The 23688-nt window shown below is 48.3% G+C and carries 16 protein-coding genes; 4 read left to right on the top strand and 12 right to left on the bottom strand.

Annotated elements, in window-relative coordinates; translation table 11 throughout:
• Nucleotides 1–13: 13 nt before the first annotated feature.
• Nucleotides 14–898: an IS3 family transposase gene (locus D6C13_RS26245; RefSeq protein ID WP_425272748.1), complete on the bottom strand. Its 885-nt coding sequence runs from the start codon at nucleotides 896–898 to the stop codon at nucleotides 14–16.
• 30 nt (nucleotides 899–928) lie between these two features.
• Nucleotides 929–1294, bottom strand: a complete 366-nt coding sequence (locus D6C13_RS26240) for a transposase (protein ID WP_425272747.1) — start codon at nucleotides 1292–1294, stop codon at nucleotides 929–931.
• Between the two features lie 388 nt (nucleotides 1295–1682).
• Here D6C13_RS26240 and D6C13_RS23195 point away from each other — a divergent pair, with 388 nt between their 5' ends.
• Complete coding sequence (locus D6C13_RS23195) at nucleotides 1683–2870, top strand: OmpP1/FadL family transporter (protein WP_120135025.1); 1188 nt, start codon at nucleotides 1683–1685, stop codon at nucleotides 2868–2870.
• Between the two features lie 422 nt (nucleotides 2871–3292).
• Entirely contained in the window at nucleotides 3293–3583 is a 291-nt protein-coding gene (locus D6C13_RS23190; protein ID WP_244212770.1) for a hypothetical protein, read from the top strand.
• A gap of 177 nt (nucleotides 3584–3760) precedes the next feature.
• Here the strand turns inward: D6C13_RS23190 and D6C13_RS23185 are convergent, their stop codons facing one another.
• The 3 genes from D6C13_RS23185 to lysM all read right to left on the bottom strand — a co-directional run bounded on the left by D6C13_RS23185 (nucleotide 3761) and on the right by lysM (nucleotide 5185).
• Nucleotides 3761–4141, bottom strand: a complete 381-nt coding sequence (locus D6C13_RS23185) for a hypothetical protein (RefSeq protein WP_120135023.1) — start codon at nucleotides 4139–4141, stop codon at nucleotides 3761–3763.
• Nucleotides 4142–4312: 171 nt separating this feature from the next.
• Complete coding sequence (locus D6C13_RS23180; RefSeq protein ID WP_120135022.1) at nucleotides 4313–4714, bottom strand: YidB family protein; 402 nt, start codon at nucleotides 4712–4714, stop codon at nucleotides 4313–4315.
• Nucleotides 4715–4726: 12 nt separating this feature from the next.
• Nucleotides 4727–5185, bottom strand: coding sequence for a peptidoglycan-binding protein LysM (lysM, locus tag D6C13_RS23175; RefSeq protein WP_120135021.1), 459 nt, complete (start codon nucleotides 5183–5185; stop codon nucleotides 4727–4729).
• Nucleotides 5186–5455: 270 nt separating this feature from the next.
• On the opposite strand from lysM, the gene D6C13_RS23170 reads away from it, so the two are divergent.
• Nucleotides 5456–5704 carry a GlsB/YeaQ/YmgE family stress response membrane protein gene (locus D6C13_RS23170; RefSeq protein ID WP_120135020.1) on the top strand — a complete coding sequence of 83 codons (249 nt, stop codon included), beginning with the start codon at nucleotides 5456–5458 and terminating at the stop codon, nucleotides 5702–5704.
• 267 nt (nucleotides 5705–5971) lie between these two features.
• Here the strand turns inward: D6C13_RS23170 and D6C13_RS23165 are convergent, their stop codons facing one another.
• The 5 genes from D6C13_RS23165 to D6C13_RS23145 all read right to left on the bottom strand — a co-directional run bounded on the left by D6C13_RS23165 (nucleotide 5972) and on the right by D6C13_RS23145 (nucleotide 11657).
• Nucleotides 5972–6919, bottom strand: coding sequence for a LysR family transcriptional regulator (locus D6C13_RS23165; RefSeq protein WP_120135019.1), 948 nt, complete (start codon nucleotides 6917–6919; stop codon nucleotides 5972–5974).
• A gap of 625 nt (nucleotides 6920–7544) precedes the next feature.
• Nucleotides 7545–8993 carry a PTS N-acetylmuramic acid transporter subunit IIBC gene (murP, locus tag D6C13_RS23160; protein WP_120135018.1) on the bottom strand — a complete coding sequence of 483 codons (1449 nt, stop codon included), beginning with the start codon at nucleotides 8991–8993 and terminating at the stop codon, nucleotides 7545–7547.
• A gap of 2 nt (nucleotides 8994–8995) precedes the next feature.
• Nucleotides 8996–9904, bottom strand: a complete 909-nt coding sequence (gene murQ, locus D6C13_RS23155) for an N-acetylmuramic acid 6-phosphate etherase (RefSeq protein WP_120135031.1) — start codon at nucleotides 9902–9904, stop codon at nucleotides 8996–8998.
• 36 nt (nucleotides 9905–9940) lie between these two features.
• Nucleotides 9941–10528, bottom strand: a complete 588-nt coding sequence (locus tag D6C13_RS23150) for a DUF2057 family protein (RefSeq protein WP_120135017.1) — start codon at nucleotides 10526–10528, stop codon at nucleotides 9941–9943.
• A 52-nt stretch (nucleotides 10529–10580) separates the two neighbouring features.
• The gene (locus tag D6C13_RS23145) at nucleotides 10581–11657 is read right to left on the bottom strand and encodes a porin (RefSeq protein WP_120135016.1); all 1077 of its coding nucleotides are present in this window, start codon (nucleotides 11655–11657) and stop codon (nucleotides 10581–10583) included.
• Nucleotides 11658–11896: 239 nt separating this feature from the next.
• Here D6C13_RS23145 and D6C13_RS23140 point away from each other — a divergent pair, with 239 nt between their 5' ends.
• Nucleotides 11897–12754 (top strand): SIS domain-containing protein, encoded by an 858-nt coding sequence (locus tag D6C13_RS23140; RefSeq protein ID WP_425272749.1) that lies wholly within the window; start codon nucleotides 11897–11899, stop codon nucleotides 12752–12754.
• A gap of 435 nt (nucleotides 12755–13189) precedes the next feature.
• Here the strand turns inward: D6C13_RS23140 and D6C13_RS23135 are convergent, their stop codons facing one another.
• Nucleotides 13190–14086 (bottom strand): hypothetical protein, encoded by an 897-nt coding sequence (locus D6C13_RS23135; RefSeq protein WP_147408202.1) that lies wholly within the window; start codon nucleotides 14084–14086, stop codon nucleotides 13190–13192.
• Nucleotides 14087–14308: 222 nt separating this feature from the next.
• Nucleotides 14309–22444, bottom strand: coding sequence for an Ig-like domain-containing protein (locus tag D6C13_RS23130; protein ID WP_167458071.1), 8136 nt, complete (start codon nucleotides 22442–22444; stop codon nucleotides 14309–14311).
• Between the last annotated feature and the right edge of the window lie 1244 nt (nucleotides 22445–23688).

Below are 23688 nucleotides of genomic sequence, written 5' to 3'. Positions count from 1 at the left end.
AGTAGTAGATATTTCAGATAAGAGTGCATTGCCACGTTAAATTTAAATATAAATTTTGATCTTGACCCGCTATTTCCATACACCTTTTATCACTTAACCCATTACTGGTCCGATGCCGCAGATATTCCCGTGGCGACCGGTATCCCAGCGCACTGTGCGGATGCCATTCGTTGTAGTGTTCGAACGCCTCCGCAAGATGCCTCGCTGCTGTCATCATGTCCGACTTTGGCATGATGCTGATGTAGTCACGCTTCATCGTTTTCACGAAGCTCTCAGCCATATCGTTGCTTTCCGGACTGCGTACTGCTGTCGTTCTCGGTATCAGACCCACCATTTTCGCGAACCGTCGCGTTTCGTGAGCACGATAGGCCGAACCATTATCTGTCAGCCATTCAACTGGTTTCGGTGGTAACTGACTTCCGAAGCGCCGTTCCACCGCTCCCAGCATCACATCCTGTACCGTGGCGCTGTCGTACCCACCTGTACTCGCCATCCAGTGCAACGCTTCACGATCGCAGCAGTCCAGTGCGAAGGTAACACGCAGTTTTTCTCCATTGTCACAGCGGAACTCGAACCCGTCTGAACACCACCGACGATTGCTTTCATTTACCGCTACTTTGCCTGTGTGAGCCCGGCTTGCTACTGCCAGTGCTGGCCTGTGCTCAAGTAATAACGCATGCTGACGCATGATCCGGTAGACGCGTTTGGCGTTAATAACCGCGACACCTTCAGTTTCTGACTGTCTGCGCAGCAATGCCCATACCCGACGATAGCCGTAAGTCGGCACTTCACCGATAACAGCATGGATGCGGGCCAGTGCTTCAGTATCATCGGGCTGACGTTTACATCGACGATCCTGCCAGTCATCCGGACGGCGGTATCGCATGAAGCTGCGCACGTGAGACCCGCAAACAGCGACTGACGAAGCTTATTCGCCATCCTCTGGTAACAAGGGTACGTGCGCTATCCACTTTTTTTGTCGGCCGATATCCACTGCTTCACGCAACAGCTCAACCTCCATCGTTTTCTTACCCAACAGACGCTGAAGTTCTTTTATCTGCTTCATGGCTGAGGCCAGCTCCGATGCGGGAACAACCTGTTCACCGGAGGTAACGGCGGTCAGACTGCCTTCCTGATATTGCTTACGCCAGAGGAACAACTGACTTGCAGCAACACCATGCTGACGGGCAACCATCGACACTGTCATACTTGGCTCGAAACTCTGCTGAACGATGGCCATTTTTTCCTGTGGGGTACGTCGTCTACGGCGCTCAGGGCCTAAAACATCGATCATCCTCAACTCCATAACCAGTCTAAAAACTAGTATTAAGACTATCACTTATTAAGTGAGTCAAAATGTCTGGAGATTCAGGGGGCCAGTCTAAATTTACTTCGGGCTCTGGGGTCAATGCCAATTGGCGGATGAGCTTGAAACTGCAGACTAAAGGTTTTTTAATCGGAGTTACCTTTTTTTTACGTTTTACAGTTATGATATTGATATTATCTAAAAAAAATTCTCTTTGAATTCACCTTAGTTCAATCCTGTTTGAACCGTTTTATCTGCCAAGAGAACGGCTTATGTTGCAGACTCAAACATCGCTAAAATGGATATTTGGGGGACTTAAACTACGCTGTAATTAACATCAACTATTTCAATAATGACAATAATTTTCAGGTGGAAAATGAAAAAACCGATCTTGATTTTTTTCGGTCTGTTTTTCTCTCAGACAAGCCATGCGAGTGCCCTTTATTTCTACGAGATTGGTACAGAAGATACGGCTCTCGCGGGAGCGGGACAGGCCGCTCGTGCTCAGGACGCTTCTACTATAGTGACCAACCCGGCAGGGATGACACGGCTGCCGGATCATATGTTTACGGGTGGATTGCAGGCAATGGATGGGGATGTCTCTTACTCGCTTGACAACGAAAACGGCCGGAAAAGTCCCGGTGATATCATGCATTTTTTCCCCAATGCCAGCGCGTTCTATACCCAAAAGATTAATGACGATCTTTACGCGGGGATTGGGCTCTACGGTAACTATGGACTGAGTATTGATTACGGTAACTGGCAGGGGGATCGTTTGATCAAGAAAAGCAGCATGGTTGCCATGACGCTGAGTCCCTCGCTGGCCTATAAAATCAATGACAGACTCTCCGTTGGCGGTTCAGTCAACGTTAACTACGGTTTGCTTTCGCTAACGCGTAACGTCGGGGGAAATGATGAAAAACAGCAGGATCACGACTGGGCTTTGAGTTATCGCCTTGGCCTGCTGATGGCGCTGACCGATCAAACCCGCGCCGGTATCACCTGGACCAGTGAAACCAAATACAATTTTGATATCAACGGTAAAGTCCGGCTCCCGGACGTACCCAATGTTGATTATGACCTGCCCATCTCGGCACTGGTGCAGGCACCACAACAAATCATGCTGAGTCTGGTACATGACATAAATAAACAGTGGTCTGTGATGGGAGATCTTGGCTGGCAGGACTGGAGCCAGTTTGGTGCGCCGCAGATAACCGTATCAGGGCAGGAGGAAGATAAAAAAAACCGCCTGAAAGACTCCTGGCATACTGCGCTGGGTGTGCAGTATCGCCCAACGGAACAGTGGCGTTTAAACGCGGGCGTGGCGTTTGACAGCACAGTTTACGATTCACAGAGCGACGTCGCCCTCACGTTACCCACCGGCGACGAGTGGCGTTTTGCTACGGGTGCGCAATACCAAATCACGCAGCAAAGTAACATTGGGGTTGCCGCATCATACTTACATATGCAGTCGTCGCGCGTACAATCTCCGGCGATTTACAAAGGGAGTTATGATGATCCTTATTTTTGGTTCGCCAGCGTAAACTACAGCTATCAGTTTTAAAAAATCAGGCATGAGCTCCGAAAATGATTGCTGCCAGCAGGCTGTACGTTGAGGACTCTTGCTGCCTGTGACGTTCTTAACGTGAGGGCCTGTTAATAATACTTTTATGATTTGATGATCATGGACTTATCGAGAGTAGCCCTATCTGCTCATCGCAGCACTTAAATGTTGGAGATTTAGGAATTACTGAGTAACCATTTGAAAATAAATATAATCTAAAGGTAGTGTTTTTTAAAATTTAAATATAAACAAAAAAGCACTATTAATACGTGTGATATGGGTTGATTATGGTGTGTGAAAAAACAAATCTCCCCCATAAGGTTTTGCTGCGCATTGGCGCCCGACTGAAAGAGATACGTTGATTGTCGTTCCATGCTGTAAATAATGTATTAGTTCATAGAGGTAATATTATGAAAAAGATCATGATGGTATTAATTTTTGCAACCGTGAGTCTTCCGGCATTTGCTAATTATCACCCGATTGCCAGAACAACGGTTGTCGCTACATCCGACCATCCTGTTGCAATGGCGGCAGCCACCAGTGGTAACGGAGCACATTCGGTTGCCCGCGGAGCTGCCATTATGTCATCGGATCACCCTGCTGCAATGGCAGCGGCGACTAATGGCAACGGTGCGCATCCTGTTGCACGCACGATGGTTGTCGCAGGTTCTGATCATCCCGTTACTGCGGCGGCTGTCACGGGACATTACTGATTTTCTCCCTGAAAACAGTGCCAGTCATCGAGATGCTCAAACATCGATATTGGGAACATTTTTAAGACGTAATCAGTCCTGATATTTCTTGCTATCGATGAGATTTATGCTGGGCCTTCAGCGACTTGCCACACCAGGCAATAAATTTTGCGGTGTGGCTAGAGTCACTGGCGGAAATCAGGAAACGCCCATCGCCTGATTGAATACTTTACGTGTAATTTCCTGGCTACCTTCACCCTTAATAGCTGAAGACAATGTTGTCATGCCAACATTACCCGAAAAAATCCGGTTGGCACGAGCACGCGCTGAGCTCTGTTTTATTTTCCCATTTTCCTCATCATGCAATTCCAGGCCACATTTCTCACTGCTATACACTGATATTTTTGCAATATCTTCAGATCTCGCACGAGAGCCATCGATGAAAATCACCTCACCATTAATAAATGGCTTAATAATATGCTCAACAACAAAGTTTTCATCTAAATCGGATTCTACATGAACAAGTGGCTTTGCCTTCTCTGCCGCATTCATCTTTACTAAAACGTGGGTATAACTCATATTTATTACCTCTTAATTATGCGGACTCAATCTATGTTGATAGCATTATATTATTCAAATGACATATTTTAAAAGCGAGCGAATATCCGCCCTGAGTATAAACCTTAAGTTGAATGACAGATTAAAACACTGCCACTCTGCTAACAGGTAAAATTCTGGTGAGCGAAGGGACTAGATGTTCAATTTACCTTGAAGAAGGGACATGCCTTCAGACAGTAAATTCTTCGTTGCTCCCGATGTCAGAGCCCCTGAGGCCGATAAACCATCCGCCAGTAATGGCAAGTATTTGACGAGAAGACCTGCAGCAGAAGGAAGATCGATGCCACAAGTTTTAGCCAGTTTACCCAGCTCCGGAGCATCCATAAATGAGAGGACTTGTTCTGGCAGCAAGGAAATATTTTCTTTATCGCTCAGCCACGATTCAACCATTGCGCCTAAACCATGCTGCTTCATTTTATCCAGAATGCCTGAAATACCATTTTGTGATTCAATCCATGACAAAACAGATTCAAGATCATTGCCACTTGAACCTTTGCTGGCAAACATATCCGTAACTGTATTTAAAATAGACACGCAAACTGCTCCTTATTTTTTACCTTCGAGGGCTGGAATAATCAGCTTTTGCCCAGGGTAAATTTTATCGGGGTTAGATAGCATTGGCTTATTGGCTTCAAAAATAATTTGATATTTCCCGGCATCAGCATAAACGCGCTTTGCGATAATGCTCAAAGAATCACCATTAATAACGGTGTAAAACTGACTTTCCTGGCCTGTCTGCTCAGCCTGAAGATTATCATTTACGCCGCTAATGCCTTCAACGTTCCCGGCCATAACGATGATTTTATTTTTGGTTTCCTGGCAAGGCACCGTTCCGGATAACGTCACGCTGTTATCATCATTAATAGTAACAACAACACTTTCCGTACCGGGAAGTCCTAGTGCGCTGATATGTTCTTTTAATTTGTTCGTTTTATCAGCGAGACTGGCGTCAGCCTTGCCCCAGATCTTTTCACCGGCATGCTTGATGAAATCAAAAAAAGCCATACAAATCTCCGAGTATATTTAATAATTGGATATTTTAACAAAACCACTCGTCTTATGTGCGGTGAAATATTTAAAATGGATATTCTGAATATTACGTAACTCTGATTTGACAGTTCTGGTCCATATCTTAATTGCGCAGAAGCATGAGTTTGTAATTTTAGAAAAACCTATTGTGTTGTTTAGGACTTGTCACTTATATATTGTGCCGTTCCTTTAGTTTAAAAACCAAAGCAAACATAACAATAGATGATTTGTTTCAATGGAGATGTAATGGGTATTCTGATTTGGATTGTATTCGGTCTTGTTGCGGGTATTATCGCGAAATTTATCATGCCTGGCAGAGAGAACTCAGGTTTCATCATGACCATCGTCCTGGGTATCATTGGTGCCGTGGTTGGTGGCTACTTAGCCTCCCTCGCCGGCATCGGTAATATTTCTGGTTTTAATGTTCAGAGCATGGTCATTGCTGTTGTTGGGGCAATCATTGTGTTGTTTATTTATCGAAAATTAACTCGATAATTTAAGTCAGGGTGATGTCATTGGCTTTATCGGTATATCTCTGGCCTTTGGTGTAAGTGCTATGACGATGGCCTGCGCTGTAGGCCATCTTTCAGGAGACATGCGCTCAGAGTAATAAACAAAGTGATATGTCGCTCAGTGAAGGGGGCAACAGCTTGGCGAGGACGGGTTTTCATGACTTCGCTTAGCCTATTTATGACTTCTGAATACGGTTGAGTTTGCCTGCCTGATTCAGGTCATGCCAGCCTGCTGTCTTGCGGGGAAATGTTAACTTTCGGAGATATCGAGCTCAACCTCTTCAGATTTTGGTGCCATAAAGGCAAGTGCCTCGAGGCATAAGCTAATAAATTCGTTTCGCTTTTCTGAACGATGATGATGGGCGTAAATTGTTGATGTCATTGTGGTTTCAAAGGGAAGGTCGAAAATTTTTACCGGCAGCGATTCTAAAAGAAAAGTTTCCAGGTATTCAGGAACCAAAGTAATGTAATCTGACATCGTACATATCATGAGTGAATTTAATGAATTTTCTGATTTAATCTCAACGCTTCTTCTTAATAATGCTTCAACCTGATTGGCATCTCCCTCCTGAACCAATGTCTCATCTGAGATTTGTGCCCATTTGACATGTTTGCTCATATTCCAGTCATCAAGTGTAAGGGTGTCCTTGATTGTTGGATGATTGATACTCACCAATGCTTTAAATTTTGAAGAGTATAATTTATGCGAAATGATGGAAGGATCATTAGGCAGAAGCCCGCCGATATCCAAATCAACCTCATGATTCCTGATTTTTACTATCCGTTTTTCATTTGATACCGGATGGTTAACAAAATTCAGACACATACCATCAAGCAACTTATTCTCCTGGTATACAAATTGAGAGAACCATAACTCAAAGAAATTATAAGTGCTCACGGTGATGTTGCGACAGACGTCTGGGTTTTCAGAACTCACTGATAAATCAAGTCCATCAGTAATTAATGATATGGCTTTAATATACCGTTGATTAAGTTCCAGCGCTAAAGTGGTAGGTGTAATACCATTTTTAGAGCGAGTAAAGATGGGATTTAAGGTTACTTTTCTGATTTTATTTATAGCGTAAGTGACTGAAGAAGGAGATATAGCCATTTTTTTGGCGGCCGCAGTGACACTCTGGCATTCAATGACCGCATTGAGTATCAACAGTGAATTGAGATCAAAATCCTTTGAATTCATTTATTTCGTCCTTTTGAAAGTGAATACATCCTGTTATTTTTCACAGAGCATGTTGGTACGATGAGCCCCTGGAACTCTCTACCCTTCTTACGCTGCCAATAGGATATTAACCTTTACTTCTGATTCTATTAATTTCTTTTTACTAAAATCATGTTTTAAAAAATTTACGCTTGGCTGTCATGAAGTTATCTGCAAGCCCCGTCGCTAAGCAGATCACACTCTTCAGTGACTCCAGTGAGTGCCATTGGCATAATAAAAAAAACTCCACTATAAAATCAATAATATCATTTCAAACGGGATTTAAATTTAAAAACGCCTTTTCCTAATTTATTAAAAATCTCCACTAAAGCAATGAGTTGTGTGACTTTGATGAGATGTGTTTTTAATATGATTGATGATTAAACATCGCATGCAAAATAAGGTTCGCAGAAGATAACCCCTGACTGAGAGTATCTGCCAAAAGCTAAATGCCAACCACTGATGTGGGCGGCATTTTTACATGCAAAGAAGTCCCGGCAGAGGACAAGGGATGAAATTAAAGGAGAAGGTTTCATTACCAACAGAAGGCGTGAAAAGGAGAAAATTGGGCAGGTGGTAAGTGTTAGGGGGGCCACCTGCCCTGACCTTAAGTCAGATCAACATCTTTATGGCCAAAGAACCACGTAAGAATAAAACCACACAGATAGGAAATCAGGACACCCGCGGCATACACGGCCATACCCGCATAAATACCCTGGTTCGACGTCATGAGGGGTAAAGAGACAAGTCCTGATGGCCCGAAAACAGTGTTCAGACCGATTGGCAGACCAAGCCAGGCAACCAGTCCAATAAAGAAACCACCACAGGCACCGCCGAGGCAGGCAGTGACGAAGGGTTTCACGCGCGGTAAGGTTACGGCATAAATTAACGGCTCACCCACGCCCAGCAGGCCTGGAATAATGGCGCCTTTAACCTGATTGCGGAGCACTGAGTTTTTTGGCGAACGGAAATAAAGTGCCAGCGCCGCACCCACTTGTCCTCCTCCCGCCATTGCCAGAATCGGAAAGAGAGAGTTAAAGCCCTGAACATCCATCAGTGCAAAGTAGACCGGGATAAAGCCCTGATGCACGCCGAACACCACCGCTATCAGGAACAGCCCCGCAAGAACAGCACAGCCAAACGGATTACCATTCAGATGCAGGAACAACCAGGACATACCGTTAAACATCTCACCGCCAAAAGGCATAATGACGGTAAATGTCAGCGCGCCGGTAATGAGAAGAGTCAGCAGCGAGGTGAGTATCATATCCAGATTGTCAGGAATGATTTTGCGGATCTGCCGTTCAATCCATGCACCCAGAATTGAAGCAATCAGCACACCGATGATGTTTCCTCGCGGGTCGATGGCCATGCCAAAGAAATGGTCGATACCGGAGAAATAACCGGTTGTTGCTGCCGGGTTGTAACCCAACAGGAACAGCGAGGCGATAATCGCGCCGTTTACGCCAGAACCACCGAACGCTTTCTGAGCGTTATACCCGATCAGAACCGGCAGGAAGGTAAACAACCCTTTGCCGAAAATTTTCATGTAACCGACGATTTGCACCAGCGTGGCATTCTTTTCAGCAACACCGCTAAGCAGACTCTGTTCAATTAACGTCGCGAACCCCAGTAACATCCCCGCAGCGATGAACCCCGGGATCAGCGGCGTAAATATCGTGGCAAACTTAGCGAGGAACTGATGAACCGGGCTGGTTTGCTTTGCCTTCAGCTTCTGTTTCGTCTCGGATGCGACGTCGCTGATGCTGGCTTGTCCGGCAGCGGGTGAAGCACTTTCACCGTTAGCCAGCATCGCGTTCATCATCTCGGCAGCCGTTTGTGCTTTTCCCGGCCCGAGAATGATTTGTAGCTGGTCTTCCGTAGTGATAACGCCCAATACGCCGGGCAGCACCTTGAGTTTGCTCTCTTCGACGAGCTGCTCATTTTCGAGTGACAGGCGCAGGCGAGTCATGCAGTGACCGCAGTTCCTGATGTTACTTTTATCGCCGACCAGTTGCAGAATAGTGGCAATCAATTGTTCGGTAATTTTCGCCATGACTAAATATCCTTTTTAGCGAGTGCGCGGCGAATAAATCCTCCGGCCTCATTTAAAAGCTCGCTGGCCTGCTGCTCATTCAGGTTTGCCAGAACCATCACGATGGCGGTTTTGCAGTTCCCCTGACAGGCTTCCAGGGCCTGAGCCGCGATAGCCGGATCGCAATCCGTTGCCTGCATGACAATGTTAATCTGCCGCTGGACAAGTTTCTGGTTAGTTGCCTCAACATCCACCATCAGGTTGCCAAACACTTTACCGCTGCGAATCATCGCACCCGTCGTCAGCATGTTAAGTACCAGTTTTTGCGCAGTGCCTGCTTTCATACGCGACGATCCTGTCACCACTTCCGCGCCCACCACGGGCATGATTGCGATATCTGCAATTTGCGTGATTTGACTGCCCTGGTTACAGGTCAATGCCACTGTGGTGGCGTGTAAACTTTTGGCGTAGTTGAGCGCGGCGACGACGTAAGGCGTGCGACCACTGGCGGCAATACCGACGAGCACATCATCCGCACAAAACTGGATATTCTTCAGATCTTCAACGCCGAGCGTCAGACTATCTTCGGCATTTTCGACCGCTTGCAGAATAGCCTCATTGCCACCGGCAATCAGTGCGACAACCTGCTCGCGCGGGGTGCCATAAGTTGGCGGGCACTCACTCGCATCCAGGATCCCTAATCGGCCTGATGTGCCAGCACCACAGTAGATCAAACGTCCACCTTTCTGAAAAGCAGCAACAATGGCATCCACGGCCTGAGTGATAGCAGGTATCACCTTCTCAACCGCTAAAGCCACTTTCTGATCTTCGGTATTAATAACTCTGAGCATCTGTTCGGTAGAAAGAATGTCTATGTTTTCGCTTTGAGCGTTACGACCTTCAGTGGTCAGGATTGATAAATCGATTTCCATCATTGTCTCGCTTTTCATACTTGCCAGTTGGCAACGTTAAAGTTCCAGCGCCCAGCGCAAAAAGGCTTTGCGTTGTGTTGCGCTTAATTTCAAAAATTCGCTTTGTGTCTGAGGTAAAGATCCCGGCTGTGCATTCTGCGTAGCCGCATTGGGGTCAGTCATACCAGAAGACGTCAGGGTGGATGGCGGCAGATACTCACTGTAATCCGTCATCAAAGATTCCTGCGAAACAGCGACCGGCTTACTGCTCATCGCAATAACTGAGCCCGTGCTGCTGCTCAGTAAAAAGTGCGGGTTTTTCGCCACTTTTCGCGTGTCGTTTTCGGTGCGTGGTGTCTGCGTGGAGAGCGTTAACTCCCCGGAGGCCGGAGGGGTAAACGTCAACAGCCATGCATCTGAAGTGACGCGCCCCTGACTTTCGTTTGCCGAGCCCGGGTCTGTTGGAGCATCAAAACGCACAATAATTGCCTGCTCTCCTGAGCCCAGAGTGACCGATTTATCCAGAGGCTTGAACTTTGCATTGCGGGCTGCCAGAACGTTGACGTTGTCACCCACATTAAGCGTGGCGGCCACGCTGAAGCCGGACACCGTAAGTAGCAGAAGAGTTAATAACGTTTTGTACATCTGACGCTCCTTTTTGTGCCAGGGGAGAGGTTCTGCCCTGGCTTACTCATTTTTAGAATTCGTAACGCAGGCCGGTGTGGTAGAAGCTTTCAGACGCTGAACTTCCGCCAAATGAAACGCTTCGGCCTGTCATACGGTTGGTACCGTTCTGCCCGTTACGCAAGATATAAGCCGCGTACAGAGAACTGTGAGATGTCAGCTTGTATTGGGCCTCGAAAGTGGTGTCGCGTAACTGCAGTTCATCTCCGCCTTCATTATCAAGGTGGCGATAGCCAGCGCGTACAGCCCAGTCGCTGTTGATGTTGTAAACGGCAGTGAACTCGAGGTCTTTATCTTTACTGTCCGCAAGGCCGTTGGTGTAAGTCACCGTATCCTGAGAATAAAGCAGGCCAAGCATCAGGTCGTTGAGGTAGTAACGGGTACCGACGCCGCCATAGGTAAATGTATCCGCCCCATCTGTACGGCTGTTTTCACTTTGCTTGGCGCGCGTTTTCTGGAAGGCAACAACAGGCGCCAGTTTACCGGCAGCCCCCATGTCCAGCGTATAGCGCAGTGCTGAGTTATAACCATAATCCAGATCAGAGGTGTCGTTGCCGATAATATAGGCCGTTGAAAAATCGAAATTACCGAAAGTGTTCTGATACTGAACGGTACCGTCCTGACGGAAGACCTGGACTGCCGTCGGGTCGATATGTCGCGCCTGACGGCCCGTAGAAACGTCGGAGCTGGCAAATACATCCCCAATATCGGTGAACATAATCAGTCCGGAAGAAACACGGCCACCCGTTATCTTCCCGTACTCAGACAGATCCAGACCCGCCCAGACATAACGAGCGGTCAGGCTATCATTTTCACCTTCTACGTTATTGGCATATTCGGCCGAGTTGACCTGATATTGCGCTAAACCAATCACAGAAACGGTGTCATTGACGTACTGGCGACCGCTTACGCCCAGACGGCCATCGAAATCGCCCTGCGTGTCACCGGTTTTTTTATCGGAGATGTTAAAGCCCAGTCGTCCGTACAAATCAACGGTAGAACCATCTTTAGCCTTATAGATTTCAGCGGCTTGTGTAGCAAAAGTTGTCATCATAACGAGAAGAGAAAGGGCGCAAATTTTTGTTTTCATTATCATCATTCCATTAGCGAATTAATTATTAGTATTTGTTTGTCTGTCTGGTGTCGCGAAGGAATAATTGATTATTTATGGTGACAATAAAAGGAATAATTTATTCTTTACTGGTAAATGTGACCAAGCTCATACAATGAAGGGAGAAGAATCGACAAAAGGGATCTGAATGGAAAGGTGGGTTGCCTTTAGGTCAGTAGAAAGCGATGATCAAGCCAGACTTTTGTGGAGAAACCCCGGTGCTTTACCGTCAAAAATTGATTGAGAACTTGTCGCGCTATACCCCAAACGAGCGCAGGATTGCTGATTTTATCATCAGCAGTCCCGATGCATTGAAAGAGTTGTCTTCGCAGCAACTTGCTCAGAAACTGGGTATCAGCCAGTCAGCTATAGTGAAGTTCGCGCAGAAGCTCGGCCTCCAGGGTTTTACCAAATTCAAAATGGCTCTGGTGGAAGAATGGGGACAGCAGGTATCGGAAAGAAAACAGCAATCTTCTCATCTGCACAACGATATCAGCAGCCAGGATCCGCTTTCCGATGTGGCCAATAAGCTTCTGAATGAGAAGTTGAATGCTCTCAGGAAAACGACGAATAACCTAGATATTCGTGAAATTGAGAAGGTTATTAACTGTCTCCAGGCCGCCAAACGTATTCATATTGCTGCAATCGGAGGATCATCGCTGGTCGGCAAAGATTTGGCATGGAAACTCATGAAAATTGGTTTTCATATCATCACGGAATACGATAGCCACGTGCAGCTGACCATTGCCCAAACGCTGACAGAACAGGACGTACTGATTGCCATCTCCTTTTCCGGCCAGCGTAAAGAGGTTCTGCTGGCTGCTGATATAGCCAAAAAGAAAGGGGCTACTGTGGTTGCAATCACGTCGTTGCAAGACAGCGATTTGCGCAAACTGGCAGATTACACCCTCGATACCGTGTCGGAAGAACAGCAATGGCGGAGTTCAACTATCTCATCACGTACGGCACAACTGTGCGTCACTGATTTGCTGTTTATGGGTTTGCTTCAGCTGAATGAAAGTGAAGGGATGAAAATGATCCAACGCAGCCGGGATGTGGTGGACAAATTAACGTAAAGGCGATTTATGTTGATAAAAGGTGACTGAGTCACCTTTTTTATCCTCAATTCTGGAGAGGAAAATGAAAGCGACCAGGCCTTTCTTTTGATGTTCGATAATTCACACTGCTTTGAGAATTACCGTAACGAAGGACTTCTGGTCGCAATAAGTTAATTAAAACTTAAAATTTGAAGAGTACCAGACCGCTATTATTAAGGTTGCGCTTCTATATGTTAATTCTATGCAACGAGTCACTCTGGTGTAATGTAAAGAAGCACTCTCTTAGCGAGATGAAAATCAAATGAAACATTTTATATTTTAGAATGTTTATATATGTCAGAGAGCCGGAAGAGAAAATTACGAAAAGCCAACAACAATAGTCAAAGTTACGGGTCAGGCAGTATGAGCTCATTTCTAACAGAGATAACTTAAGAAAAGCCCGCTACTGGCAGTTCATAAAGACACGCAGCTTTTCCAATTCCGGCTTTGCATGCTATATAAAAACTCATCCCTCTGGCGCAGTCTGTCATACCCTTCAGCTCTTTCATGCCTGTTTTCCCAAACCGGGTCGGCAAAGAAATGATCCAAACATGGATTTGAAAATTGCGCCCGGGCGGCATCTGAAAGATTAACCTGTACAAAACCTGCCTCATTACCGAGCCATTCTTCAAAAACATCGAGTATAAAAATACCCCACTCTGTGGGTGTCACTGATGACACCCTGACACCAATATCCATTTCACCAGGCCCGAGAAAGGGAATAAATTGTATGAAATGAACGCCGACATAGCGTGTTAAAAATGAGTACATCTCTTGGGCATAACCCGCGTTGATACTGTTAATCCTCACTCTGGCGTTAAACAGCAGCTGATAGCGCCGAAGTGCATCAATCGCCAGCATCGTGCGCTGATAGCTTTTCCCGTACGCTTTGCCATAGATTTTTTTCGGACCCTCTATCGAGATCCAGACAAGAACATCATGCGCATTCACGAGATCAGCCCATTCATTATCAATAATTAAATGCTTTATATAAATATCATTTTTTATTATGTTGCACGCGGATTGGTACTTCTTTTGGATAGCCAGCATTCGTCTGAAAAAGAGGATATTTGCAGCCACGCAGTCGCAATTCACCCATGAAAAAAGAACATCTTCACAGCCCCTCCCCTCAATATTTTCCTTAAAGAAAGTCTCCATAAGTGCATTACTTTCATGCGGGCAATGTCGGGTGACTGTATCACCCCATCTGAGCTGATAGTCTGAATCAGAGAGGTTTACCTCGACAGAGAAGCACCGGCCTGCTGGCTGGAGGGGTGAATGTGACTCCATGATATGGCTTGTTCTTATCATTATAAGTTCCCGTGACTAACGTCAAATATTACGTTCAAAATAATGACCTGAACGTAAGGAGTCCTGATGCCTAAGATACGCATGCTCGCCGTATTTAGACATAAAACCCAACGGTAACCTTGAGAAAACAATATTCTGATTTATAAAAAACATGAGCATGATGCATTCTTTCTGACCCGACAAGAATGCATCATGCTAAAACATATTAACTTAACAACTCAATTAATAGACCTGTTTCCATTCACTGCCATTTGAATACCAGCTCGTTTCAGAACCGTCAGCCAGAAAAGTAAACGTACTTCCGTTCTGTTTTAATCCGGTAGACTGGCTACCTTCAATGGATATATAGACGTGTGCACCTTTGTTCGCCGATGAGGGAGCGGGCAGCTCAATGCTCTTAGCGTAAGCAGGCGGTTGGGAAATAATCAAAATATTGTTGTTAGTGCCCAGCAGATTACTCACATCGTCAGCCGTTATGACTTCCCCACTGGACTGAGGAGTATATGTTGGTGTTCCGGCAGGTGCTGGCCATTGCTGTAAAATAATCGAATAGGCAACGCAGTCACTGACTTTTGTACTATTTCCTGCGGCATCGGTTGATTTCGCCTGGAAACTGAATTCCCCCGACCCCTGGAAAACAATATCGTCCGTTACCGCAAAACTCCACTTACCACTCTCATCTGCGGTTGTGGTACCCAGGACTGCGTATACACGGTCAGCCATACGTAATGCGTATACATCCACCGTCGACCCCGCCTCTGCCGTTCCCTCGATAACCACGTTTTCCCCGGTGGTGGTATCGCCCTCGGCGACGACCATTGAGCTATCCATCACGCGGGTCACTTTCGGTGTTGGATTGACGGAGTCCAGGTTCAGAATAAAGGCATCTGTTGGCAGGGATTCCGGGCTCTCAGGCGTTAACGCCCCCGTCACGGTGAGGGATTGATTCCCCTGAACGGTGAGTGGTGAATCAGGTTTTACGCTCCAGTTCCCGCTGTCATCCGCGAGTGCGCTGCCCACTAATTTGCCATTGTTATATAACCTGATCGTGCTGTTTTTGTCCGCCGTTCCTGTAAGCACTGGCGAGGCTTCGTTCGTCAGTTGCCCGCTTTGAATCTCACCCACGATGCCTTCTGTGACATCATTCACAGCGGTGATGACCGGGGTTCTGGCAGCAACAAATGACACATCTACGCTCTGACTGTTGTCGCTGATGGTTGCCGTAATCTGGCTGATACCAGGCAGAAGTGTGGTGATATTCACCGTCACCATTCCCTGAGCATCTGTCGGGATGACATCTCCAACTACCGCACCATTGGTTGCGCTGAAACTGACAAGCGCATCACTCACAATATTGCCATACGCATCGGTAACGCGGGCCTGAACCTGATTTGCATCAACGCCGTCGGACAGTGAGTTGTTTTTGGTCACTATAAAGTCTTCCGCTGCTACGTGGGCGGTCGCGGTGTCGGTGATAAAGGTCATGGTCTTGCTCTGGGAGCTACCATTGACCGTCGCCGTTAGGGTGGCCACACCGGCTACCGTTGAAGTGACAGGAAGAGTAATTTGACCGGCACTATCGGTGGTGCCCGTTGATGCCACGGTCGCCCCTGCTGCCGTGAAGCTGACGGTTTGATCAGGCACCAGATTATTATTGGCATCCTTCACAATGACCTGAATTTGGTTAGCTTTCACGCCGTTTGCCGCAGAGTTATCAGTCAGCACTTTGATATCGCTGGCAGCGATATTGGCTGTTGTGCCATCGGCAATAAATGTTGTCGCGATTGACTGGCTGGTTCCATTCACTGTCATGGTGACGGTGGTCGTGCCCGCAGTGATGTTTGTCAGCGTCACCGCCAACGAACCGTCTTCCGAAGACGTCCCACTGGTGGCGATGCTTGCCCCATTATCCGCGCTGAAGGATACCACCGCATCGGGTACAACGTTACCCTGCCCGTCTTTGACTATCGCCTTCACGCTGTTTGTGGCAATGCCATTGGCGATCGCGTTGTCGTCAACCACAGCTAATGAGCCTATCGCTGCGGTCGAAGGATCGTTTTTGAAATTCATCTTAACGCTCTGGGTACTGCCGTTAATTGTGGCCGTGATGGTGCTTTCACTGGCAACCGTACTGGTGACAGGCACACTTAACGCCCCCTCAGCGCCGGTCACCGCCGTTGCCACAATTTTAGCGCCATTATCTGCCATGAAGCTCACAGTCTGGCCCGCCAGCGCATTACCCTTGGCATCGGTAACCGCCAGCTGGACACGGTTCGTCTCCAAGCCGTCCGCAACAGAGTTATCTTTCGTTACCGTCATACTGGCTGCTGCTATCTGCGCGGTGCTGCTGTCAGCGGTAAAGATAACCGTCACGGGCTCGCTGTGGCCGTTAACTTCTGCATTAACCACGGTGTTTCCGGCAACCAGGCTGGTTAGTGTCGCGACGGCTTCCCCTTTCTCATTACTGATGCCGGTGACGGTAATCGTCGCGCCGTTATCTGCACTGAATGTCACTGCGACATCAGGGACAGCATTACCCTGAGCATCGAGAACAACCGCTTTAACACTGTTCGTCGCTGTGCCGTTCGCCAGCGCATTATTATCCACGACGCTCAGCGTACTGACGGTGGCTGTTTCAGCGTCATAGCTGAAGCTCATCGTTACGCTCTGGCTGCTACCGTTGATTGACGCCGTGACCTTGTCTTCCCCTGCTACGGTACTGGTGACCGGTACGGACAGCGTGCCGTCAGAACCGCTCACACCGTCGGGCGCAATGGTCGCGCCGTTATCCGCTGTAAAGGCCACTGTCTGGTCTGCCAGGGCATTGCCATTGGCATCCGTAACCTTGAGCAGGACACTGTTGGTATCCTTGCCGTTCGCAACTGCGTTGTTGCGGGTGACCGTCAGAGAGCCGCTGGCAATCTGCGCCGTCCCGCTATCCGGTACAAAGTTCACGCTGACTGACTGAGATTGCCCGTTCGCTTCTGCTGTGAACTGGCTTTTTCCGGCTATCAGACTTGTCAGCGACGCGATGTACTCACCGTTAGCATCCGTTGTGCCCGTCGCCGCCACTTTCGCGCCGTTACTGGCACTCAGCCCCACACTCATATTCGTCGCCAGGTTGCCATTTTTGTCTTTTATCAACACGCGAACCTGGTCTGTGTCTGTGCCATTAGCCACAACGTTGTCATTGAGGATTGTGAGTTTGCTGACCGACACCGTACTTTGGTCATAGACAAAATTAACGGTGACATTCTGACTGCTGCCATTAATCGAGGCGGTGATGGTACTTGCACCCGCAACGGTGCTGGTGACCGGCAGGCTCAATGCTCCGTCCGCATCTGTCGTCGCGGTTGACGCTATCGTCGCACCATTACTGGCCGTGAAGCTCACGGTCTGATCCGCCAGCGCATTGCCATTTTCATCGCTGACAAGCATTACCACCCGGTTGGCCGCCGTTCCGTTGGCAATAGCGCCATCATTCAATTTTTTCAGGCTTCCCGACACAATCAGTGCGGTATGGCTGTCTGCTACAAAGTTGGCATTGACCTGCTGGGTACTGCCGTTAACGGTGGCAACAATTACGCTTGTCCCGGCAGTTTTGCTGGTCAGGGTTACCGTCACTTTACCAGCGCTGTCAGTAGTGCCGTTTGCAGCGATGAGAACATTATTGTTGCCGCTGAAGCTGACCAGTTGGTCAGGAACTGGATTCCCGCTGGCATCGGTAACCGTTGCCCGTACGCTATTGGTGGCAATGCCGTTTGCCAGAGCGTCATTAGTGATCATCTCCAGTGATCCCCCGGCGATTTGAGCCGTGTTGCCATCAGCTTCAAAGCTAAGGGTAACGCTCTGATGGCTGCCATTAATAGTGGCAGTAATGACGCTGTCACCCGCAATGGTACTGGTCACAGGAACGATAAGTGTCCCGCTCTCGTCTGACTTCATCGTTGCCGGTAGGGTTGCGCCATTGCTCGCCGTAAAGCTGACGGTTTGATCACTCAGCGCATTACCAAAGGCATCGGTCACATCGACACGGACACGGTTTTCCATCACGCCATCTGTTGCGGAGTGGTTGACCAGAATGCTCATCGCCCCGCTGGCAATCTGCGCTGTGGACGTATCGGCAATGAAGTTCGTCTCCACCGTTTTTATCGCGCCACTGGCTGAACCCGTCACCGTCGAGATACCCGCGCGGGTATTGGTCAGCGTGGCCACCGCAATGCCGTTGGCATCTGTCGTTACGCTCGGCGTAATTATGGCGCCGTTATTGGCAGAGAAGCTGACGGGCTCATTCTCAATCGGATTACCATTTGCATCACTTATCAGCGCCTGTACGCTGTTCGTTGCGGTGCCGTTGGCAACCGAGTCATCCTGCTTCACGCTCAGTACGCCTGCCAGCGTAGATTTGTCCGCTTTGAAGGTCGTATTGATGGTCTGACTGTGGCTGTTAACGCTTGCCGTCACCAGGCTGTCGCCCGCTTTTTTGCTGGTTAACCCGACAATAACCAGGCCACTGCTGTCCGTCGTGCCGCTGGTTTCAATGACTGCACCATTATCGGCGCTAAACGTAACCGTCTGCGCCGGCACTGCATTCCCCTTCGCATCTGTCACTTTGACCTGCACCTGATTGCGGGCGCTGCCGTTTGCGACAGAGTCGTTCGTCACGATAGTCAGGTCGCCAGACGTAATCGTGGCGGTGCCTGTATCAGCAACAAACGTGACGGTTTGCACCAGCGTCTCGCCGCTGTTCGATGTCGCGGTGATCTCGCTGCTCCCTGCGACAAGGCTCGTGAGGTTCGTGCTGGCTTTACCCTCACTGTTTGTCACACTGGTGGCAGTGTTCACTGTCGTGCCATTGGTTGCGCTGAAGGTAATGCTTTCACCGGTGACCGGGTTATTCCCTGCATCCAGAACAACCAGTTCGATACTGTTGGTAGCGATGCCATTGGCGATAGCACCGTCTTTGGTCACAGTCAGGGTGCCCTGCGCGGTCATTTTATCGGCGATGAACGTCGTCGTTACCGTCTGGCTTTGACCATTCAGGGTCGCGGTCACCAGGCTGTCGCCCGCTTTCAGGCTGGTCAGCCCGGCTGTGGCCAGGCCCTGGCTGTTTGTCGTGACGCTGGCATCGATTTTCGCCCCGTTATCCGCGGTAAAGCTGACAGTCTGGGCGGAAACAGGATTACCCTGGGCATCCGTCACTTTTACTCTGATCTGATTTTGCACACTGCCGTTAGCCACGGAGCCGTTCGTTACCACGGACAAATCCCCGGCAACAATGGTCGCCGTACCGGCATCTGCAATAAAGTTGATATTTGCAGTCAGCTGCTCGCCGCTGGCCGATGTCGCCGTGACTTTACTGATCCCGGCGACGGTGCTGGTGGCGGTCGTGCTGAACTTACCGTTTTTATCCGTTACGCCACGGGTGGTAGTAACTTTTGCACCGTTGGTCGCGCTGAACGTAATGCTTGTCCCCGGAACTGGATTGCCGCTCGCATCCTGTATGGTCAGTTCAACGCTGTTGGTCGCAACGCCGTTGGCGATAGCACCATCTGCGGTAACATCCAGAGCACCTTTAGCCGTGGAGTTATCGGCAACAAACGTCGTATTGATCGTCTGGCTGTGGCCGTTAACGCTCGCCGTCACCAGGCTGTCGCCCGCTTTTTTGCTGGTTAACCCGACAATGACCAGACCATTACTGTCCGTTGTGCCGCTGGTTTCAATCAGTGCACCGTTATCCGCACTAAACGTAACTGTCTGCGCCGGCACTGCATTCCCTTTCGCATCTGTCACTTTGACCTGCACCTGATTACGGGCAATGCCATTGGCTACCGAGCCGTTCGTCACGATGCTCAGGTCACCAGACGTAATCGTGGAGGTACTGGTATCGGCGCTGAAGGTAGTCGTTGTACTTAACACCTCACCGCTGGCTGTTTTCGCCGTGACGGTGCTTGCACCGGCAACCGTGCTGGTCAGCGCAGTGCTTAACTTACCGGCTTCGTCGGTCACACCACTTGCGGTGGCAACGACTGCCCCGTTAGTCGCGCTGAAGGTGATATTGATACCTTCAACCGCATTGCCTTGTGCATCTTTTGCTTCCAGTTCAACAACGTTGGTCGCAATGCCATTGGCAATCGCATTATCGGCAGGGACACTCAGCTGACCACTGGCGGATGATTTATCCGCAATAAAGTTAACCTGGACGTTCTGGCTGCTGCCATTCACCGTTGCCGTTACCGTAACTGCGCCTAGTTTTGTGTGGGTGACCGGAACTCTCACGATCCCCTGCGCGTTAGTCACAGCACTTTGCGTAATCGTAGCTCCGGAGGTGGCGGTAAAGGCTACCGGCATATTACCAAGCGGATTGCCACTGGCATCCGTGACGAGAGCCTGAACGATCGCCGCAGAAACACCGTCAGCTTTCACGTTATTGGTGATAACAGTGAAATCCCCCGGATTGATGCGCGCGCTGCTTTCATCAGGAGTCAGCAGGACGGTGGTGCTCACGCCTTGCAGATTTTTACCCGCTGTTTGTGCCGTTACGGTCGCGGTACCCACCTGAGTGCCGCTCAGGGTTGCTGTGTAAACACCCGCAGACGTTTCTTTTACGGCGCTAAGACGAGTGCCGTCCAGACCAGAAACGTTGAGGCTCACACCGGACAAACCGGTAAGCGGATTATCCTGGCTGTCGTGAAGGGTCAGCATCAGCGTCGTGGTGGCCACATCGTTTGCAACGATGCTTTGTGGAGATGCCGTCAGTGACGAGTGGGCAGCATCTGCCTCTGAATTTGCAAAATGGATTTTTACTGCACGGCTTTCGCCCCCGCGGAGCGTAGCAACGACTCCGGCCTCGCCGGAAACCGTACTGACGACATCAAGCGGCGTATTACCACTCGCATCTGAGACGACCTGTTTTGTCGTTTTGCTGTTATCTGCCAGCGTGACTGTCAGTGAGACCGGTTCACCTGACAGCGGTTTTTTACGATCATCAACCACGTGGAATACCACGTTCACCGGGGACACGCCGTCCGGCGTCGCATTGTCACCGTTAACGGTCACATCACTGCCCAAATGCGCCTGCGGTGGCAACACTTCGACGGTCAGATGAGACGGCTTTGATTTATTACCTTTGCTGCCTTCCGCGACGGCGGTAAGCACATAGGTGTTCAGAATCCGGGAAGCATCGCTGGACAGTATTCCACTTTTCTTCGTCGATGCAGCCTGCGCTTCCTGAGCGACTTTCCAGGCCGGAAGCGTCAGTGCAAAGTGTCGGGGATCCAGTGTTTTAATGGTGCCACCGGCCTGCAGATAACTACTGCCACTCCAGGCAATATTTTTCAGACCATACTTGCTGTCAACCTGAGCAGTCAGGGTCTGAGTACTTTGGCTTTCTCCCTGCAACTTCTCGGGAGCCAGATGCATCTTAATCACCTGCTGCTTGCGGTATTCGAGAACGATATTGTTGTTACGTTCAACCAGGTCATAGCGGCTGCGGGCGAGCTTGCGCATGGCATCCACGGCCGCAGGAGAGGCATTTTGTTCCCAGGATTGATCGATTTGATAAGTCAGAGCCATACTTAGGTTGAAATCATTTTTACCTGATTTCCCCATTTTCTGCTCGGCACTGAGGGACAACATCGGGATAGGGGTATAATTCACGCCGACTGTGACGGCATACGGATCTTCCTGAAGATCGTCGCTACCAAACAGGGCTACCGCATCGCCATAATATTGCTCATACATTAACTTACCGCCAAGCTGCGGATATGCAGGCAAGAAGGCATTAACCTGGAGATCGAAACCGTTTGCCGGGCGCTCGTCGTAATCTTCAAGATCACGCGAATCATGCCAGCCAGACAGGCGCTGATAGCCATTAGCGGACATCTTCAGATAATCCATCCATAGCTCCCCCCCCAATCCAAAACGAGAGTTATGACCGGTAATATCATTATCAAAGAATGCATTAGTGCCGATCATCCATGTCTCATCAGGGAAGAAGCGCACCCCGGCGCCGACGTTGATCGTTGTCCGGCTATCTTTACGGCGCGCACCCAGCTGGCTGAACAACATATTTCGCGGAGAGTCGTACAGCGGGACCAGCATATCGAGACTGCTTTCACTCAGAGAAAAGTCATTCCCCAAATTAATTTGCGATCGCACCGTACCAAATTGGCTAAGCCAACCTTCAACCGTGCTGTTAACAGCACTTCCCGCCTGACTGCGCGCGTAATCTGATAACGCTTCGGATGAACTACGATCCTCGCCCGAAAATGTGGTCCCGATAGCAATCGCACCGGAGGCGAGATGTTGGTCGAAAGGATTTTTACCTTCAGTCGCTGTCGGCGCAGAGGGCAACATGTGCTCCTGCGAGGCGATGGCCGGAAAAGCGACGGCAAGGCCAGAAATAGGGGGAATAAGCTGTAGATAAATACAGACCCAGGTAATTAGTTTTTTTCGTAATGAGGGTGAGTTTTTATCATCTGAGAAATTCATGTCTATCCCTGGCATTTTTGCCTAGAAAATAAATAAACGTAAGACTGGCACGCTTAATGACCTACAATAATCCACAAAACGACCAGTAATTGACAGTTATTTAAAAAATGAAATTTATTATTTAGCTCGGAAGTGAGAGTAATTAACTGTAAATGCAAAATATTTAAATATTCTAAATAATCGATTTAACTTAATTGAATACACGACGGCTGCAGATTAATTCATTTATTCAATTTTAAGTATTTTAAAAAATGAAATCACCTCTGCAAACAAGCTTGTACTCTGGACTTTCTCGTTGAAGGGAAATGAGGATTCGTCGGATTACCCTGATGCCGAATCGGACGAGTAACACCGTTGTCAAAACGAGAAAATGTATCATATATTATTGTTATTGAGCCATATTTACCTGATTTACTTTCGGATTCCAGTACCCCATTTGCAGAACTCCATGTCCGGTAAATCGATCATGCTCTAAGAAGAAGTCGCGGAATACTTCTATTTATTTAAAAATAAACCTGCTCAATTTTGAACAAAGTACGGTTCTGCCGCACTGAATATGTTGAGAATACAAATCATAAGCATTCCGTCTGGGCATCTTTTTATCCTATTCCATCCATGTAATTACAAGGACGTGAAAATTAGCGCACTGTATAAAGCTTGTGACGCTGAATATAATTTCCCAATTGAAAGTTAAGCATTTTTTGAATTATACAACCGCACAGGAAATCAACAATTTCTCTGGCCGGAAGAATTATTTATATGGAATGGCAGTCTCTGAAATTGTTATTTGGCGGTTCATGTCGAATTACGCTAAGACTTGTTCGTTCTGTCCCATCTTTACGGTGAAGACGATAATCATTACCAAAAACGCTCTCGCTAACCCACCGCCCTTCTCCCTGGACTTTCATCGTCCTTTAAATTTCTAACATTATATAATGGGACTTATATAATGTTAGCCTTCAAAAGATGGAGCTGGTAATCTATACAGTAGTGTCAAAGGCAAATGATTTTTCACATTGAATTTTTGTAGGTATCGCTACGTAAAATCTGCACGGTTAATCCCCTGCATCTTCATCAGAATCGACGTAGCGTTGCCAGAATTCAGGAGT

This window comes from Rahnella woolbedingensis, from assembly GCF_003602095.1.
GTDB classification, from domain to species: domain Bacteria; phylum Pseudomonadota; class Gammaproteobacteria; order Enterobacterales; family Enterobacteriaceae; genus Rahnella; species Rahnella woolbedingensis.
Note: the sequence above shows the minus strand (reverse complement) of the source record. Positions and strands in the feature narration are given on the sequence as shown.

What these genes read in the sequence shown, in the direction of transcription:
- D6C13_RS26240 (WP_425272747.1), bottom strand. Translation starts at nt 1,294, where the DNA reads ATGATCGATGTTTTAGGCCCTGAGCGCCGTAGACGACGTACCCCACAG.
- D6C13_RS23195 (WP_120135025.1), top strand. Translation starts at nt 1,683, where the DNA reads ATGAAAAAACCGATCTTGATTTTTTTCGGTCTGTTTTTCTCTCAGACA.
- D6C13_RS23190 (WP_244212770.1), top strand. Translation starts at nt 3,293, where the DNA reads ATGATGGTATTAATTTTTGCAACCGTGAGTCTTCCGGCATTTGCTAAT.
- D6C13_RS23185 (WP_120135023.1), bottom strand. Translation starts at nt 4,141, where the DNA reads ATGAGTTATACCCACGTTTTAGTAAAGATGAATGCGGCAGAGAAGGCA.
- lysM (WP_120135021.1), bottom strand. Translation starts at nt 5,185, where the DNA reads ATGGCTTTTTTTGATTTCATCAAGCATGCCGGTGAAAAGATCTGGGGC.
- D6C13_RS23170 (WP_120135020.1), top strand. Translation starts at nt 5,456, where the DNA reads ATGGGTATTCTGATTTGGATTGTATTCGGTCTTGTTGCGGGTATTATC.
- D6C13_RS23165 (WP_120135019.1), bottom strand. Translation starts at nt 6,919, where the DNA reads ATGAATTCAAAGGATTTTGATCTCAATTCACTGTTGATACTCAATGCG.
- murP (WP_120135018.1), bottom strand. Translation starts at nt 8,993, where the DNA reads ATGGCGAAAATTACCGAACAATTGATTGCCACTATTCTGCAACTGGTC.
- murQ (WP_120135031.1), bottom strand. Translation starts at nt 9,904, where the DNA reads ATGGAAATCGATTTATCAATCCTGACCACTGAAGGTCGTAACGCTCAA.
- D6C13_RS23150 (WP_120135017.1), bottom strand. Translation starts at nt 10,528, where the DNA reads ATGTACAAAACGTTATTAACTCTTCTGCTACTTACGGTGTCCGGCTTC.
- D6C13_RS23145 (WP_120135016.1), bottom strand. Translation starts at nt 11,657, where the DNA reads ATGAAAACAAAAATTTGCGCCCTTTCTCTTCTCGTTATGATGACAACT.
- D6C13_RS23135 (WP_147408202.1), bottom strand. Translation starts at nt 14,086, where the DNA reads ATGATAAGAACAAGCCATATCATGGAGTCACATTCACCCCTCCAGCCA.
- D6C13_RS23130 (WP_167458071.1), bottom strand. Translation starts at nt 22,444, where the DNA reads ATGTTGCCCTCTGCGCCGACAGCGACTGAAGGTAAAAATCCTTTCGAC.